This is a genomic window from Trinickia soli (assembly GCF_002879855.1).
Taxonomy (GTDB): domain Bacteria; phylum Pseudomonadota; class Gammaproteobacteria; order Burkholderiales; family Burkholderiaceae; genus Trinickia; species Trinickia soli.
Map to the genome: position 1 here is coordinate 160,162 of NZ_PNYB01000003.1, position 13,836 is coordinate 173,997.

General features: G+C 60.8%; 20 protein-coding genes and 1 tRNA gene. 14 read left to right on the forward strand and 7 right to left on the reverse strand.

The genetic code is table 11. From position 1 onward, the window contains the following. Window positions 1-8 precede the first annotated feature (8 nt). From C0Z19_RS29065 to C0Z19_RS04915, 3 genes are all read left to right on the forward strand, one after another. Entirely contained in the window at window positions 9-257 is a 249-nt protein-coding gene (locus C0Z19_RS29065) for a DUF4160 domain-containing protein (RefSeq protein ID WP_102608675.1), read from the forward strand. Next, the gene (locus C0Z19_RS04910) at window positions 250-678 is read left to right on the forward strand and encodes a DUF2442 domain-containing protein (protein WP_102608676.1); all 429 of its coding nucleotides are present in this window, start codon (window positions 250-252) and stop codon (window positions 676-678) included. Before C0Z19_RS29065 ends, C0Z19_RS04910 begins: the two co-directional genes overlap by 8 nt. Window positions 679-1,237: 559 nt before the next feature. Then, window positions 1,238-2,206 carry a restriction endonuclease gene (locus C0Z19_RS04915; RefSeq protein WP_233196002.1) on the forward strand — a complete coding sequence of 323 codons (969 nt, stop codon included), beginning with the start codon at window positions 1,238-1,240 and terminating at the stop codon, window positions 2,204-2,206. A gap of 6 nt (window positions 2,207-2,212) precedes the next feature. Here the strand turns inward: C0Z19_RS04915 and C0Z19_RS04920 are convergent, their stop codons facing one another. The 3 genes from C0Z19_RS04920 to C0Z19_RS04930 are packed head-to-tail and all read right to left on the reverse strand — an operon-like array spanning window position 2,213 to window position 3,092. Beyond that, entirely contained in the window at window positions 2,213-2,587 is a 375-nt protein-coding gene (locus C0Z19_RS04920; protein WP_102608678.1) for a hypothetical protein, read from the reverse strand. A gap of 2 nt (window positions 2,588-2,589) precedes the next feature. Then, window positions 2,590-2,862 carry a hypothetical protein gene (locus C0Z19_RS04925; protein WP_175084065.1) on the reverse strand — a complete coding sequence of 91 codons (273 nt, stop codon included), beginning with the start codon at window positions 2,860-2,862 and terminating at the stop codon, window positions 2,590-2,592. Continuing rightward, window positions 2,862-3,092, reverse strand: a complete 231-nt coding sequence (locus C0Z19_RS04930) for a hypothetical protein (RefSeq protein WP_102608680.1) — start codon at window positions 3,090-3,092, stop codon at window positions 2,862-2,864. The genes C0Z19_RS04925 and C0Z19_RS04930 overlap by 1 nt, the downstream gene beginning before the upstream one ends. A 258-nt stretch (window positions 3,093-3,350) precedes the next feature. Between C0Z19_RS04930 and C0Z19_RS04935 the strand changes: the two genes are divergently transcribed. The 7 genes from C0Z19_RS04935 (at window position 3,351) to trmB (ending at window position 7,708) form a co-directional block, all read left to right on the forward strand. Then, window positions 3,351-3,782, forward strand: coding sequence for an STM2901 family protein (locus C0Z19_RS04935; RefSeq protein WP_102608681.1), 432 nt, complete (start codon window positions 3,351-3,353; stop codon window positions 3,780-3,782). Beyond that, complete coding sequence (locus C0Z19_RS04940) at window positions 3,782-4,129, forward strand: DUF1493 family protein (protein WP_102608682.1); 348 nt, start codon at window positions 3,782-3,784, stop codon at window positions 4,127-4,129. Before C0Z19_RS04935 ends, C0Z19_RS04940 begins: the two co-directional genes overlap by 1 nt. A 110-nt stretch (window positions 4,130-4,239) precedes the next feature. Next, the gene (locus C0Z19_RS04945; RefSeq protein WP_146011995.1) at window positions 4,240-5,520 is read left to right on the forward strand and encodes a hypothetical protein; all 1,281 of its coding nucleotides are present in this window, start codon (window positions 4,240-4,242) and stop codon (window positions 5,518-5,520) included. Window positions 5,521-5,670: 150 nt separating this feature from the next. Then, window positions 5,671-5,745, forward strand: a tRNA-Gly gene (locus C0Z19_RS04950). Window positions 5,746-5,831: 86 nt separating this feature from the next. Next, window positions 5,832-6,275 (forward strand): lysozyme inhibitor LprI family protein, encoded by a 444-nt coding sequence (locus C0Z19_RS04955; protein ID WP_158242941.1) that lies wholly within the window; start codon window positions 5,832-5,834, stop codon window positions 6,273-6,275. 257 nt (window positions 6,276-6,532) lie between these two features. Then, complete coding sequence (locus C0Z19_RS04960) at window positions 6,533-6,736, forward strand: hypothetical protein (RefSeq protein WP_146011996.1); 204 nt, start codon at window positions 6,533-6,535, stop codon at window positions 6,734-6,736. Window positions 6,737-6,943: 207 nt separating this feature from the next. Next, window positions 6,944-7,708 carry a tRNA (guanosine(46)-N7)-methyltransferase TrmB gene (gene trmB, locus C0Z19_RS04965; RefSeq protein WP_102608686.1) on the forward strand — a complete coding sequence of 255 codons (765 nt, stop codon included), beginning with the start codon at window positions 6,944-6,946 and terminating at the stop codon, window positions 7,706-7,708. A gap of 82 nt (window positions 7,709-7,790) precedes the next feature. Here the strand turns inward: trmB and C0Z19_RS04970 are convergent, their stop codons facing one another. After that, window positions 7,791-8,627 carry an undecaprenyl-diphosphate phosphatase gene (locus tag C0Z19_RS04970; RefSeq protein ID WP_102608687.1) on the reverse strand — a complete coding sequence of 279 codons (837 nt, stop codon included), beginning with the start codon at window positions 8,625-8,627 and terminating at the stop codon, window positions 7,791-7,793. 69 nt (window positions 8,628-8,696) lie between these two features. After that, window positions 8,697-9,290 (reverse strand): DUF1439 domain-containing protein, encoded by a 594-nt coding sequence (locus tag C0Z19_RS04975; protein WP_102608688.1) that lies wholly within the window; start codon window positions 9,288-9,290, stop codon window positions 8,697-8,699. A 122-nt stretch (window positions 9,291-9,412) separates the two neighbouring features. Here C0Z19_RS04975 and C0Z19_RS04980 point away from each other — a divergent pair, with 122 nt between their 5' ends. Beyond that, complete coding sequence (locus C0Z19_RS04980; protein WP_102608689.1) at window positions 9,413-10,612, forward strand: MFS transporter; 1,200 nt, start codon at window positions 9,413-9,415, stop codon at window positions 10,610-10,612. A gap of 54 nt (window positions 10,613-10,666) precedes the next feature. Here C0Z19_RS04980 and C0Z19_RS04985 read toward each other — a convergent pair whose 3' ends face one another. Beyond that, entirely contained in the window at window positions 10,667-11,737 is a 1,071-nt protein-coding gene (locus tag C0Z19_RS04985) for a cation diffusion facilitator family transporter (RefSeq protein WP_102608690.1), read from the reverse strand. Between the two features lie 122 nt (window positions 11,738-11,859). Continuing rightward, window positions 11,860-12,168 (reverse strand): YkgJ family cysteine cluster protein, encoded by a 309-nt coding sequence (locus C0Z19_RS04990; RefSeq protein ID WP_102608840.1) that lies wholly within the window; start codon window positions 12,166-12,168, stop codon window positions 11,860-11,862. A gap of 91 nt (window positions 12,169-12,259) precedes the next feature. On the opposite strand from C0Z19_RS04990, the gene C0Z19_RS04995 reads away from it, so the two are divergent. From C0Z19_RS04995 to C0Z19_RS05005, 3 genes are all read left to right on the forward strand, one after another. Continuing rightward, the gene (locus tag C0Z19_RS04995) at window positions 12,260-12,517 is read left to right on the forward strand and encodes a hypothetical protein (RefSeq protein WP_102608691.1); all 258 of its coding nucleotides are present in this window, start codon (window positions 12,260-12,262) and stop codon (window positions 12,515-12,517) included. A 92-nt stretch (window positions 12,518-12,609) separates the two neighbouring features. Next, complete coding sequence (locus tag C0Z19_RS05000; protein ID WP_102608841.1) at window positions 12,610-13,263, forward strand: protein-L-isoaspartate O-methyltransferase family protein; 654 nt, start codon at window positions 12,610-12,612, stop codon at window positions 13,261-13,263. Between the two features lie 72 nt (window positions 13,264-13,335). Then, window positions 13,336-13,659: a rhodanese-like domain-containing protein gene (locus tag C0Z19_RS05005; RefSeq protein ID WP_102608692.1), complete on the forward strand. Its 324-nt coding sequence runs from the start codon at window positions 13,336-13,338 to the stop codon at window positions 13,657-13,659. Window positions 13,660-13,836: the final 177 nt, after the last annotated feature.

The following is a 13,836-nucleotide window of genomic DNA, read 5'->3' on the forward strand; positions in this document are numbered from 1 at the left end:
ATCCCGGCATGCCAACACTGCTAAGAATCCTCGGCTATCGTGTTCAAATATTCACCAACGACCATAGGCCACCGCACGTTCACGTCGAAAAAACGAGCGGTCCATCGTGCGTGTTTGAACTGAACTGTCCGCGCGGCCCGCTCAGGTTGCGGACAGTCAAGGGGCGCATGTCGGATCGCACAATCGCCCGGCTTGCTGAACTGATTGCACCCGAAATCGAGCGCCTTTGCAGGGAATGGAGAAACATACATGGCTAAGATCACTGCTGCCGAAATGGCCGCCGCACGCAAACGCGGTGCAGAGGAGCCGACCATCGTAGCGGCTCGCTTCATACGGTCCACACGCACGCTGGAGGTCACCTTCGTATATGGCGTGAAAATCGCGGTCCCTATCGCACTGCTGCAAGACTTCAGCATGCTGGAGCATGCGCCGACATTGGCCGAACTGGCTGAGGTCGAGGTCTCGGGCGCGGGTACCTCGCTGTACTGGCCGCGCCTTGATCTCGGTCTGTGGGGCCCGGGCCTGCTGCAAGGCATTTTTGGCACCAAGGGATGGATGCGCGAACTTGCGCGCGGGATGGGCGCAATCAAGTCGCCTGCCAAGGCCGCAGCCTCACGCGAAAACGGACGCAAGGGTGGCCGCCCGCGCAAACACGCTGCGACTCCCGCACACGCGTAACAAAGACGGCTCGGACCACGGGAGCGGCGGCTTCTACGCCCCCCTTAATCGGTGGTTCGCCATTAAGCCTAGCGAAGCCACCGCCCCCACCAGCGAGCCATACCAGTTTCGCTACCACCGGCCAAACTCTTGCGCTTGCCATCCGCACCGGAACCCCTGTAAAATTGTGCGTTCTGCGGGCGTCGTATAATGGCTATTACCCTAGCTTCCCAAGCCCCTACGCGTTAAGCAACACCACTATTCACGCGCGTTCTCACTTCAGGTTTTCTCCCATCTCCTCGTAGATCCACTGTCCATGCGGGTTTCGCGGCGATGCCAGTTTTCACGCCTGCGTGGATATCAAGAAGCTAACGGTATAGCGCTGCGAACTTCACCAGATCACCGGCCGTATCGAAACAAAAACATGCCCCGCCCCATCTCATCAACTCGCTAATTCAGTTCAATCCCAAGAAATTGCGAGCCACGGGCGGCAACTTGGCGAGGTCGATCCTGAGCCCTTCCCGATACCCCGGACCCATCACATTCAGCGATGCGAGGCATTGGGCTTGGCCTTGGTATCATGATTGAAGCCAACACGAAGCCAAGCGCTATGCCCATTCCAGACTATCAATCCCTCATGCTGCCGGTCCTTCGCATGGCAGCAGACGGACAGGAACATCGGTTTCGGGACATGATTGAAACCCTCGCCGACCAACTCCAGTTGACCGACGAGGAGCGCAATGCCCTTCTCCCGAGCGGTACCACCCCCGTCTTCAACAATCGCGTTGGCTGGGCTCGCACATACTTGAAGCAAGCTGGTCTACTCGAGATCAAGCGGCGCGGATACTCCAATATCACGCCGCGAGGCCAAGCGTTGCTCGCAGAGAACCCGGCGAAGATCGACGTAGCTATGCTCAATCGGTTTCCTGAATTCGTGGCCTTCCGCCAAAGACGAGAAGATGATTCAGGTTCGACTCAAACCTCCTCCTCACCAGCGGAGGCTGCCTCGATCAATGCCGACGTGACGCCAGAGGAACTGTTTGCCCTGTCATACCAACGACTGCAATCCAACCTTGAAGGCGAGTTGCTCGATCAAATCAAACGTTCAACACCCGCCTTCTTCGAACAGTTGGTCATCGATTTGCTGGTAGCAATGGGCTACGGCGGATCCCGTCAAGATGCTGGGAGCGTAATCGGTCGCAGCGGGGACGAAGGTATCGACGGCACCATCAAGGAGGACAAGCTTGGCTTGGACGTGATTTACGTCCAAGCCAAACGATGGGGAAACACCGTCGTTGGTCGTCCGGAAATTCAAAAATTCGCCGGTGCGTTGCAGGGCCAGCGCGCGAACAAGGGAATATTCATTACCACGTCGTCGTTTTCTCGCGACGCCCGGGAATATACGAGCAACATCGCGGCGAAAATCATTCTCGTCGACGGCGATCAACTTGTGAAGCTCCTGGTCGAACATGACGTTGGTGTTTCGACCGCCAGCACCTACAAGATCAAGAAGATCGATTCGGATTACTTCGAAGGTGACTCGCTCTAATCGAGGCTATCCCTCGTAGTCTGCCGTATATCGACGGCATTCCGACGACAACCGGTTCAGGTACGGGAGCAAGCTCCCAATCTCGGCTTGCAGGCGACCGACCGCAGCGGCGTGGGCCGCTCTGACACGTCCATCCTCTATCTGGTGTGCCGGCCATGAGTACAACAGGCCCAATGATGCCAGCCCGGCGTACAGAATTTGAGCCGTGAGTTCCGCAGATTCTGCGAGGCTGACGAGCACGTCGGGTTCAGCTTCGGCGTAGTCCGGTTCGCCGGATTGTGTCATGGGAAGTTGCGCCAACTCCGCTATGAAGTCGCGCAACGGACGACGGATCATGTCCGGCGTCGCCATCTGTGGCACTATGGGATGCTTGCCTTTCATGCTCAGTATTCTTCCGGAAACAGCAGTGTCGTTACGCTGCGATCTGCCTCGGTGATGATCCAGACGCGTTTGCCTGCAATGTTGTAGCTCGACACGATACGAGCGCCATGTTCGACGGCGCTGTGATTGGCCCTTGCGTCCTCGGCGAGCACACTCCCCCAATCGCCGGATGCGTGACGGGCAACGTATGGAGTGGGATTGGCATTGTGCTGTTCAAGATGAGCGAACACCGCCCGCGTAGCAACAATCTGCCCAAGTGGGAACAGCGGTCGCATCACGAATTGACTCCCGGCCTGCTGTACAGAGCCCACGCCGACTCGATCAATGCCTCCGGCACATCGCCCGTCTCGTAACCCGGCACGTCTTCGAACAGAACCAATAGATGATTCGTGAAAACGGCCCGCGAGAAATCATTGCCGAACGCGTCTTGAATGGATTCCACCAGCCCCTGAATCTGCACGATGGTCAGCGGCGGGAAATCGTTTGGGTGTTCGGTGTCGTCCATGCGGCGACTATCCATCGCTACGTCGGAGTCGGCAACGCTAGCTCATCCGCTTCACGAATCACGAGGCCCCGGGATCTGACGATGGCTGCGTTTCACGCATGGCGATATGACGTCCCATCCCCGTCGCCGTCCGATTCCCCAGACGGACCGCCCGCCGCCCCAGCTTTTTGATACGATCCAACCTACGAACAGGCGGCGTTTCGTCGGCTATTCGTAGGCTCGTATCCGAGCCAAGCAAAAAACAAACATGAGGGCCGCATGAACAACACGTATAGCTACGGATCTCACAAAGATCTGGAGCCAACCGAGCTTTTCGTATTCATCGCTGTTGAGCAGACCTGCGAGCAGCTCGGGATCGACGACGTGGAATACGTCATCTTGATTTTTTCCGGTCTGCCGATTTTGCCAACGCGCGCCAAGCCATTAGGAGCAACGAAGGGCACGTCTATCGCCTCCGTTATGTCTCGTTCGCTGTTCCGCTACGAGCTAAAAAAGAAGGTCTTGCCGACCTTCACGCTGAACAGCATAAAGCGGCTTCGTTGGATTTTGACTCACAAGCTCAGCACGTTTGTCGGTCGAACGCTGCCGGGCGTCGGGTGGGTTCTCTTGGCAAACGATGTTGCCCAGATCGGGTATCACACCGTCATTCAATACAACCGCATCGTTTCGCCCGAGGATAGGGTGTTCTAATGGCAAGCCATACCTGGGAAGACCTCGAATCGTTTGTCAGAAAGGAAGCGTGCGTATCACCGAAGAAGGCCATAACACCCGAATCGACAATCGAAATGGATTTGGGGCAACAGGGCGACGATGCTGACGAATTCATGCAGCACTTCTTTGAAGTGTTTGGCGTGGACAGGGGCGATTATGATTTTCATCGCTACTTCCTGATGGAGGGCGAAGGAATTCTCTATCATCTGCTAATGAAGCTGATGAGAAAGCCACACACTTTTAAGCGAGAGGCTCTGACCATCGGGATGCTTCATCGTGCGCTAGTCGACGGGAAATGGGACTCGAATGCTATTCGCTTGAAATAAAGACGTTTGGTCCTAGTGCAAACCTTGAGTCGAGCCGGACAACGCGACTGGTGGCGCAGGGACGAATCTCGGAATAGATGGTTCTCGCCCGCATCTTCTGGATTTCTTCGATGTCTGACGGTTCCGAACGAACAGCATCCCCAAAATTCTCTGAGCAGCTCCTCGTGCAGGAGGTCTGCTCAGCTTCAAATGCACTGGAAGCGCAGCGCCGGTTCGAGATGAACGCGACCGCTTTGAAAGACTGGCAGATCCTCTTTGCGGAGGAGAGCGATGCCGGATCCATCAAGCTGCTGAATCGGACGCTAGGCCCCTCCGGCGTTGCGACGTCTGTATTCCGAGGGAAATCGCTATGGTTGATAGACGCTCCATTTGTCGTGCAATCTGGGCCAATGAGCTTTCGCGGCGGCTCGGCTGTGTTCCTAGACTCCAATGCGGCTTCCTATATTCGTAAAATCGCCTACCAAGGCGATCCGCCGCCGGGACTGCTGAGTTGGGCCAACTTAATCAATCAAATCGGAACACGGCTGCAACAGCTTAATCCCTACCTCTATCTGTGGGAGTCCTTACGCTGTTGGAACGACGAGACGGTCGCCAGATGCAAAGAGGCAGTGGCAGCGATCCATGCGCTGGCGTCGTCCGGCAGTAAGCTGACTGCGGAATGGGGCAGACGGTTCCGCACGACATTCCGTGAAAGTGCGGAGAACTTTGCCAACGGCTTGATTGTGGAATTCGAACAGAATCTGAAGGCTGGACTTTTCGCCGGCATGGAGGATCAGCTCAACTTGATCGAGGCCGTGCTCGTCCGGAGCCAGATCATCGAACTCGGGTCCAATAGGGCTAAGGAGCATAAGCTAGCGCAGTTGGTCGCCTACATGCACGAAGAACTGTCTACGATCATGCTCCGGGAACTGATCGTCTGCGGCGACATTTTGCTTCGGAGCAGCGGATCTCGAATTTCTAAGAAGCTCAACTCAATCCAGAACCACCCCGCCCCCCTGACGCTAATTAGAAACTGCGCATGGGACATGTACATTCCTCGCGCCCTCGATGCTTTAACTTCAGTCACCCCCGACCACGCTCCACACGTGGACTTCTATGTGGCGGAAGTACTAACCTTCGACGGCGACGTATTGGACATTATCAATACCACGAAGTTGAGAGCGATCGCCGTGCATCGGCCGTCAAAGAAAACCTTCCCATTCTTCGACAGCGACGTGGCCGAGTGGTTGGGCAACCGCCTCGGGCCGAAGCGCATGCCCGCACTGATGGAATACTTCTCGACGCAAGCATTCGTCGATCGAGCGCGGCGCCGACCCTTGATTTCCATCGGTTCCATTCTTGAAGCGAACCGCGAAGAACTAATGCGTATGATCGGCCGAAGAAAGCACTGAACCCGAAAGCGTGCGTCTACGTTGGCTCGCCAGCTGCACTTTTTCCACGCGCTGCCAGCAAGGACTTCCGGGGTGGCGCCACTTTTCACGCCAGCGTCCGCGAACCCCTACTCCCCAAACCGCTCAAAACCCTGTAGAATCGTGTGCTCTGCGGGCGTCGTATAATGGCTATTACCCTAGCTTCCCAAGCTAGAGACGTGGGTTCGATTCCCATCGCCCGCTCCACGTTTCCTGAAGCGATGCCTTCGGAGTCGGCAATTTGCCTCTGATGACGTGATCCTCCCATGTCGGCGGAAAGACTAACGAAACGCATGGTGCTGCTGCTCGCCTGGGTATCGGCGTGCGCGTCTGCTGCCGTGATCGCCGCGCCTGCGCAAACGCAAACGCCCCCCCCAGAAACGCTCACCGAAGTATTGGCTCAACGCAGCGGTCTCACTTCGACCGAGGTCGCCTCCCTACTCGCCAGTTGCGACGCCAACCCCACCAGCATGAGGTTTTGCGCGTGGCGCGATCAACTCGTGGCGGAACGCAAGCTACAACAGCTCATCGACGAGAGACGCACGGCCTCCCCGAAATGCGCAGCGGCGCTCGCGCAAAAGGTCGCCGCCTGGCAAAAGTTGCGCGATCAAACTTGCACAAGGTCGGCGCAGGATCACTGGGGCAACGGTTCGATGCTGTCGGCCGCGGTGGCCATGTGCGAGACCGATCGGACCAAGCAAATGGTGCAATCGATCTCTTCCAATACCTGCAACTGAGACGTTCGTCGAAATCCGCCGCGCTTGAAAAACAGCATGCAACGCCCAATGTGAGTCTCAATCGAGACCGCAAACGCGCACGCGTGCAGTTTCCCTCGCCGACCATGAGCCATGATCGGCACGCCAGCTTCGGCTCTGCTTCGAGCCTGTACAGACAGCGGAATTTTTGGCGCGCGTAGCGGTCGATAGACAGCCGACTACCCCGCCGCCCACGACGCTACTTCTTGTTGCATTCAAAAAAAATGGAACGGTTCTTCATGTCGCGCACGAGCGCGGTCGCCCTACTCGTCGATACGCGTCGCGCGCTGACCGCCGATCTGCACGACACGACGATGGGCTCGGAGCGCCATCAAGCCATGCTGCACGAGGTCGAACGGCTGCTGCTCAATGTGCGCGTGGGCCGAACGCGCGAGTTCGAGCTCGAATATCCGAACCGGATGCAGGTCATCGTATCGGACTGAGCGCCCGGTTTTCTTCCCTCGCACCAAACCGCGCACGGCCCGCTAAAGGTCGTTGAGATTTCACAGGCGATTTCACGGGCGTCGCGCACTCGTCTACAATCCTGCCCACGCTCGCCGGCCGCACGCCGGCCCGCCCGATATGCAAGCCGCCCGCCTTGGCGGCTTTTTCACGTCGTGGCGGCCGCTGTTTTCGACTGTTGGAACACCATGATTCACGATCCGAATGAAACGGGCTACGAGCCCGACGCCCCCGGCCATGCCGATGACGCCACCCAATCCCCCGCCGACGGCGCCCCCGCTTTCCCACGCCGCATCCGCAGCTTCGTGACACGCGCCGGCCGCGTGTCGACCGGCCAGCGCCGCGCGATGGACGAATTAGGCCCGCGGTTCCTCGTCCCGTACACATCGAGCCCCGTCGAATGGGACGCCGCGTTCGGCCGACATGCGCCGCGCGTGCTCGAAATCGGCTTCGGCATGGGTGCGTCGACGGCGGAGATCGCCGCCGCGCGGCCGGGTGATGATTTCATCGGCGTCGAGGTACACGAGCCCGGTGTGGGCGCGTTGCTCAAGCTCATCGGCGAACAGCAACTGACGAACATCCGCATCATTCAGCACGACGCGGTGGAAGTCATCGAGCAGATGATCGAACCCGGTACGCTCGACGGCGTACATGTGTTCTTCCCCGATCCATGGCACAAGGCCCGGCACCACAAGCGGCGACTGATTCAGCCGCCGTTCGTCGCGCTATTGGCCCCTCGTTTGAAACCGGGCGGCTATCTGCATTGCGCAACGGACTGGCAGAACTACGCCGAGCAGATGCTCGAAGTGCTCGCCGCCGAGCCTTCGCTCGAAAACACCGCCGAGGGATATGCACCGCGCCCCGACTACCGCCCGGTGACAAAATTCGAGCGGCGCGGGCTACGACTCGGCCACGGCGTGTGGGATCTCGTCTTCAAACGTCGCGCAACGTAGCAACGCGCGCCGCACCGCCAAACGTGCGAGACGGCAACCATCCGGTCATCGCAGGGTGAGCCATCGCGCCCTGCGAACTTCGCTACGCACCCCAATTCAGCGCATCAGCATAGCCGATCACGAGCACGATCATCCCGAAGGCGATCCGGTACCAGGCAAACGCGGTGAAGTCGTGGGTGGCGAGATAGCGCAGTAGCCAACGCACGCAGATGAACGCGCTGACGAAGGCCGCCGCCGTGCCGATCGTGAAAATTTCGGCCATGTCGACGAAAGCCCCGCCGCGGTGCTTGGCCAGTTCGTAGAGCGTCGCCCCGCCGATGACGGGAATGGCCAGAAAGAACGAGAACTCGGTGGCGACACGCCGATCGACGCCGACCAGCATCGCGCCGATGATGGTCGAGCCCGAACGCGATACGCCGGGGATCAGCGCGCAGCACTGCGCGATGCCGACTTTGAGCGCATCGAGCGGCCGCAATTCCTCCAGCGCGCTGATGCGGGCCGAAGCGCCGCCACGGCGACGCTCACGCGCCTGCGCCCAAAGAATGACGACGCCGCCGAGCACGAGCGCGAAAGCGACGGGCACCGGCGCGAACAGCGCATCCTTGATCACGGTTTCGAACAACAGCCCCAGCACGACCGCCGGGATCGTGGCGATGACGACATTCAACGCAAACCGGCGCTGTGTTCCATCGGTCCAGACGCCGGATGCCACGCGGCCGATGCGCCGCCGATACTCCCAACACACCGCCAGGATCGCGCCGAATTGAATCACGACGTGAAACGCCTTGGCGCCGTCCCCGCCGAAGTTGAGCAGGCTGCCGACGACAATCAGATGCCCCGTGCTGGAGACGGGGAGAAACTCGGTCAATCCTTCCACGACGCCGAGAATCAACGCTTTGCCGACTAGTACCCAGTCCATCGATGCCCTCTCTCGAAGCGCGAGAAGGCCGCAGCAATGGGGGCGCAGCCTCTCGCGGCCGCGCGCCGGTCATTTTTCGACGATCTGCACGCGTATGCCGTTTGTAAGGATCGTGATTGTACCGGGTTCGAAGTTCACGCCGGCAAATTGCAGTTGATCGGGCTTGAACGTGTAGATCGGGTAGCCGTCGAGCCACTGTGCGGCGGCCAGCGCGCCCGCGGCTTCGATTTGCTGCTGGTAAGCGCGCGCCTCGCCGCCGACCTCGACGTGCTCGACGCTTGGCGAACGCAGCACGACAGCGTGGCGCGCATCGTCGTACTCGAGCCGGCTCGACAGCAGGAACGCGCCGTCGACCGGTTGCTGCAGGAACGGGCTCTCCACGTGCGCGTCGACATGCACCGTCACGCGATCCTGGTCAGGCTCCAACCCGACGACGGGGTTCGTCAACGCGACATCGAACAACTGCGAAACGGTATGGCGATAGGGAAACTTGCGCGCAACGGCCGTCTGCACCTGCGCACGCGAAAACGTGTAGTGATCGGGAATGAACGGAAACGTCGGGCTCGCGCATGCGCCGAGCGACACGGTCAAACCTGCGCCAGCCACCGCAGCGCAAACGAATCCCAACAACCTGCGCCGACGGGGCGCGACTGCGTATGCCATGCATGAACCTCCTACCGGACTGCTAGTATCGATGCGAACCTGCCATTTTATGCCGTCGCGCTGCGCCCGGGCGCGCGCCTGAATGTGCGACGCTTCTTCACGGACGCAACCTATCGCCCTCCATGCATATCGAACCGGAAATCCGCATCGTCCGCCACATTCCCCGCACCGTTTGGGTTCTGGGCTGCGTGAGCCTGTTCATGGACGTCTCATCCGAGATGATCCATAGTTTGCTGCCGATGTTTTTGATGGCGAGCCTCGGCGCCAGCGCCGCCATGATCGGCGTCATCGAGGGCATTGCCGAAGCGACGGCGCCTGTCGTCAAAGTGTTTTCCGGTGCGCTCAGCGATTATCTGAACAATCGCAAATGGCTGGCTGTTGCCGGGTACGGCCTTGGCGCGCTCAGCAAGCCGCTGTTCGCCGTGGCGCCCGGCATCGGCGTCGTAGTGACCGCGCGCATCATGGACCGCATCGGCAAAGGGATCCGAGGCGCGCCCCGCGACGCGCTCGTCGCCGATGTCACACCGCCGCACCTGCGCGGTGCGGCGTACGGGCTGCGCCAATCGCTCGATACGGTGGGCGCATTTGTCGGTCCGCTGCTCGCAGTGGGCGTCATGCTCGCGTGGGCCGACAACTTTCGGCTGGCGTTCTGGCTTGCAGTGATTCCGGGCGTGCTCGCCGTGGCATTGCTCGCGCTCGCCGTGCAGGAACCGGAGCATAAGGCGACCGAAAAACGGGTCAATCCGATTCGCTGGGAAAATCTGAAGCGGCTGGGCCTCGACTACTGGTGGGTGACCGCGGTAGGCGCCGTCTTCTCGCTGGCAAGGTTCAGCGAGGCGTTTCTCGTGCTGCGCGCCATGAAAAGCGGCATTCCGATCGCGCTGGTGCCGCTCGTGATGGTGGCCATGAACGTGGTGTATGCGCTATCGGCGTTCCCGTTCGGCAAGCTGGCCGACAAAATCGACCCGATGCGGCTGCTCGTTGCCGGTCTGGTGGCGCTCATCGCAGCGGATCTCGTCCTCGCCCACGGCGATCATTGGGGCGTGATCGTTGCGGGCGTCGCGCTGTGGGGTCTGCACATGGGGATGACCCAGGGGCTACTCGCCGCGATGGTGGCCAAAACGGCGCCCGCCCAGTTGCGCGGTACGGCGTTCGGCCTGTTCAATCTGTTGACCGGCATCGTCACGCTTGTCGCGAGCATCATTGCCGGCGCGCTCTGGGATCGAGTCGGGGCTACAGCGACCTTTTACGCGAGCGCGGCATTTTCCCTTTGCACCATCGCGCTCTTGCTGCTGCGAGGCGGGCGGCTAAAGTCCGTGTAACGCCCCCGACGCGGTGCGATAGCGGCTCCCTACCCGCCCGCATCGGCGTCACGCTCAGTGACAGCCGCGCTTGCCCGCTCCGGATCGGACATGACCCTTGATATCGATGCAGACGTCGTCTTCGACCTGCACCGTGACGTGATCGATGTCGAAGCGCTCCGAGAGCCGGCGCTGGACCGCGGTGACGACATCGCGCGCATTCGTTCCCTGCGCCGGGTGGACATGCAAAGTCAGCAGGTGCTGCTCGCCGGTGATGGACCATGCGTGAATGTGATGCGCGTCGCGCACTTCTTCGAGATTGGCCTCGAGGTCCGCCTTGATGTCAGCGAGGCTGATGCCTTCCGGCGTGCCTTCGAGCAGGATATGCGCCGACGATCTGACGATGCCCCAGGCACTGCGCAGCACGACCACCGCAACGAACACCGACAGCAGCGGGTCGATCGGCATCCAGCCCGTCAGCAGGATCACGCCCGCGGCGATGATGGCCGCGGCCGAACCGAGCATATCGCCAAGGACATGCAACCAGGCGCCGCGCAAGTTGAGGTTCTGCCGATTCCCGCCATGCAGGACGACGAACGCGGCAATATTGGACGCAAGCCCCGCCAACGCAACGATAAGCATCATGTTGCCGGCCACTTGCACGGGCGCGAAGAAACGTTGGATCGCCTCGACGATGATCCACGCGGCGATGACGAACAAGGCGCAGCCGTTCACGAATGCCGCGAGGATCTCCAACCGCTTGTAGCCGTAGGAAAGTTGCGCAGTCGCGGGGCGGCGGCCGTAATGCATGGCCGCCCAACTGAAGCCGAGCGCAGCGGCGTCGCTCACCATGTGGCCGGCGTCGGCCAGCAGTGCCAGCGAGCCGGACAAGAAGCCGCCCACCACCTCTACGATCATGAACACGGTGATGATGAGGAAAGCCCAACCGATACGGCGCTGGTCCGTCACGCCGTGCAGATGGTTGTGACCGGCGTGACTATGACCGTGGCCGTGACTATGGCCGTGCCCTCCGTGATCATGGTCATGGTCGTGCGCATGACCAGGGTGGTGGCCCGTGTGATCGTCGTCGTGATCATGACCGACGCCGTGATCGTGCCGATCGTGCTTGTCGTAGTTGTGCGCCATCGAAAAATCCGCTGTACCAGCAATAAAACGACATTATGAACTGGCGCCGATGCGGCCAGGCTGCCGCGAGTATCAAACAATGGACGGCATTACGCCCCGCCAGATCGAATCCGGGCTCCGGCTTAGATCAGACCACCGTTATGATCCGGGGCCGTGTGCGCCTCCATCCGCTCGAGCCAGACCATCGCATGGTCGCGGCTGTTTCCACACATCTCTTCGCTCGGCCTCAGCGAGCCGCAAACGGCAGGCCGGTCCGCGCGCCCGAAAATCATGCATCGCTCGTCGGGGCCAAGCTGCACGCAACGCACGCCGGCCGGCTTGCCGTCGGGCATGCCGGGGATGGGACTCGTGATGGACGGTGCGATACAACAGGCGCCGCAATCCGGACGACAGACGCGTTCGGCCGATGAAGGCGAACCGGGGGCGGTCATGGCGATTTCTCGGTAAAGCACAAGTGTGCGCCCGGAGCCGGCGCGCACTTGATAGAGTAGTAGGTTCAACCGCAATTCTAGAGGATCCAGCATGCGCAGTACGCGCGCCATTTCCGCCGTGCAAAAGCTCAAGGAGCGCACGGGCAACCCGCACTACGCCGCCATCGGCATGCCGGGCGGCCTGTTTCGACTGGTCGATCGGGCCAGCGGCGTCGAGTTGCCGCTTTCCGAGCCGTTGCCGCTCGATGCGTTCGTCGCATTCGTCGACGCCGTGTCGCCCGCCAAACCCAAGCGCGTCAGCAAGCTCGACGCTGCGTTCGAAGCGCAGCTCAAACGCAGCAAGCGCTAAGAACGACGGCCGGACTACGCGGTTTGGTACAATTCCAAGGTTTCTTTCGCACATTTCGCACGAACCGCTACGTCCAAGACCGTCAAGTCGCCATGAACATCGAGCAAGCCCGTTTCAACATGATCGAACAACAAATTCGCCCCTGGGACGTGCTGGACCAGGACGTGCTGAATCTGCTGTCGGTCGTCAAGCGTGAAAACTTCGTTCCCGCCGCCTATCGCGACATCGCCTTCGCCGATCTCGAATTGCCGCTGCCGGCCGGCGAACACATGCTCTTCCCGCGCGTCGAAGCACGCATCATGCAGGAGCTGGCTGTGAAGAAGCATGAGGCCGTCCTCGAAATCGGCGCGGGCTCGGGCTACATGGCCGCGCTGCTCGCCCATCGCGCGCGCCACGTGTTGACGGTGGACATCAAGCCCGAACTGGCCGACCTTGCCAAGCGCAATCTCGCCGACAACGGCGTGACCAATGCCGAAGTCGCCCTCGGCGACGGCGCACGCGGCTGGGCCGCCGCCGCACCCTACGATGTCATCTGCATCTCGGGCGGCCTGCCCGTGCTGCCGCAGGAAATGCTTGAACAGCTGAAGATCGGCGGCCGGCTCGCCGCATTCGTCGGCACGGCCCCCGTCATGAAGGCGCAGGTCATCACGCGTATCGACGAAAAGCAGTACCGCGTGGCTGATGTGTTCGAGACCTACGTCGAGCCGCTCATCAACGCCGTGCACCCGCCGCGCTTCAAGTTCTGAGCGCACTGCAGCCAGCTGGCGCGCCCCCGTAGGCCGCGCCAGCCTTCGCTCCTCTTAACCCGGTAGTCTCCCATGCAAAATCTGACCGCGCCCGCACTCGCCGAATGGTTGGCCGACACGTCGCGCCCCGCCCCGGTTCTGCTCGATGTCCGCGAACCGTGGGAAGTCGCCACCGCTCACATCGCCGGTTGCGTGGAGATTCCGATGCGCGACATCCCTGCTCGCAGCGAAGAGCTCGACGACGAAGCGCAGATCGTCTGCATCTGCCACCACGGCGCGCGCAGCGCGAACGTGGGCATGTTCCTCGAAGGGCGCGGCTTCAAGCATGTCTTCAATCTGCAAGGCGGCATCGACGCGTGGTCACGACAAGTCGATCCGAAGGTCCCGCTTTATTAAGGCCTAAAGCGTCGCTTGTTGCTGCGCATGTGACACGTCGGCCGTCACGGCCCGACTCACCAATATCGCGCCTTTCGCTCCGCGGCGGCGCGCCGCGCACCAGTTTCGACGCTCAAATCGGTGCAGCCGATCCGCCCGCCGCGGGCGCTGATCCCATCGAACCCCGCTGCGCCTGAC

Excerpts from the sequence above, each read along its gene's own strand:
- C0Z19_RS04990 (WP_102608840.1), bottom strand. The coding sequence starts at position 12,168 with ATGACCGCCCCCGGTTCGCCTTCATCGGCCGAACGCGTCTGTCGTCCG.
- C0Z19_RS04945 (WP_146011995.1), top strand. The coding sequence starts at position 4,240 with ATGTCTGACGGTTCCGAACGAACAGCATCCCCAAAATTCTCTGAGCAG.
- C0Z19_RS29065 (WP_102608675.1), top strand. The coding sequence starts at position 9 with ATGCCAACACTGCTAAGAATCCTCGGCTATCGTGTTCAAATATTCACC.
- C0Z19_RS04940 (WP_102608682.1), top strand. The coding sequence starts at position 3,782 with ATGGCAAGCCATACCTGGGAAGACCTCGAATCGTTTGTCAGAAAGGAA.
- C0Z19_RS04915 (WP_233196002.1), top strand. The coding sequence starts at position 1,238 with ATGATTGAAGCCAACACGAAGCCAAGCGCTATGCCCATTCCAGACTAT.
- C0Z19_RS04960 (WP_146011996.1), top strand. The coding sequence starts at position 6,533 with ATGTCGCGCACGAGCGCGGTCGCCCTACTCGTCGATACGCGTCGCGCG.
- C0Z19_RS04980 (WP_102608689.1), top strand. The coding sequence starts at position 9,413 with ATGCATATCGAACCGGAAATCCGCATCGTCCGCCACATTCCCCGCACC.
- trmB (WP_102608686.1), top strand. The coding sequence starts at position 6,944 with ATGATTCACGATCCGAATGAAACGGGCTACGAGCCCGACGCCCCCGGC.
- C0Z19_RS04955 (WP_158242941.1), top strand. The coding sequence starts at position 5,832 with ATGGTGCTGCTGCTCGCCTGGGTATCGGCGTGCGCGTCTGCTGCCGTG.
- C0Z19_RS04995 (WP_102608691.1), top strand. The coding sequence starts at position 12,260 with ATGCGCAGTACGCGCGCCATTTCCGCCGTGCAAAAGCTCAAGGAGCGC.
- C0Z19_RS05005 (WP_102608692.1), top strand. The coding sequence starts at position 13,336 with ATGCAAAATCTGACCGCGCCCGCACTCGCCGAATGGTTGGCCGACACG.
- C0Z19_RS05000 (WP_102608841.1), top strand. The coding sequence starts at position 12,610 with ATGAACATCGAGCAAGCCCGTTTCAACATGATCGAACAACAAATTCGC.
- C0Z19_RS04925 (WP_175084065.1), bottom strand. The coding sequence starts at position 2,862 with ATGCGACCGCTGTTCCCACTTGGGCAGATTGTTGCTACGCGGGCGGTG.
- C0Z19_RS04985 (WP_102608690.1), bottom strand. The coding sequence starts at position 11,737 with ATGGCGCACAACTACGACAAGCACGATCGGCACGATCACGGCGTCGGT.
- C0Z19_RS04910 (WP_102608676.1), top strand. The coding sequence starts at position 250 with ATGGCTAAGATCACTGCTGCCGAAATGGCCGCCGCACGCAAACGCGGT.
- C0Z19_RS04935 (WP_102608681.1), top strand. The coding sequence starts at position 3,351 with ATGAACAACACGTATAGCTACGGATCTCACAAAGATCTGGAGCCAACC.
- C0Z19_RS04975 (WP_102608688.1), bottom strand. The coding sequence starts at position 9,290 with ATGGCATACGCAGTCGCGCCCCGTCGGCGCAGGTTGTTGGGATTCGTT.
- C0Z19_RS04930 (WP_102608680.1), bottom strand. The coding sequence starts at position 3,092 with ATGGACGACACCGAACACCCAAACGATTTCCCGCCGCTGACCATCGTG.
- C0Z19_RS04920 (WP_102608678.1), bottom strand. The coding sequence starts at position 2,587 with ATGAAAGGCAAGCATCCCATAGTGCCACAGATGGCGACGCCGGACATG.
- C0Z19_RS04970 (WP_102608687.1), bottom strand. The coding sequence starts at position 8,627 with ATGGACTGGGTACTAGTCGGCAAAGCGTTGATTCTCGGCGTCGTGGAA.